1 protein-coding gene is annotated in these 273 nt (G+C 30.4%); it reads left to right on the top strand.

All coding sequences use genetic code 11. The features are described from left to right. On the top strand, positions 1 to 273 hold a 273-nt coding region (locus SCA31_RS23425), incomplete at both ends, for a hypothetical protein (protein ID WP_410699416.1).

Raw genomic sequence — 273 nt, 5'->3', positions numbered from 1 at the left:
CTTGGATATTTATACGGATTATACTAATCCTTTTAAAGAGAAAGCATTTGAATATGGCTTTGAAGAATTATTTACACCATTTACAACAAATGTTTCCTATCCAATAGCAGCATTGAATCCCGCATATGAAGTAATTGAAAAAAATAGTCAACATAACACAAACTATGCACCAATTCCATCAGATACTAAGGAAGCAATTCTTACAAGATTAGATGTTGATACATTGAAGTCAATTATTGAACTTACGTTAAAATCATTGGAAGCAGCTTTAGA

It is taken from the genome of Chryseobacterium sp. SIMBA_028, assembly GCF_046535285.1.
GTDB lineage: Bacteria > Bacteroidota > Bacteroidia > Flavobacteriales > Weeksellaceae > Chryseobacterium.
This window is presented reverse-complemented; position numbering and strand designations above follow the sequence as displayed.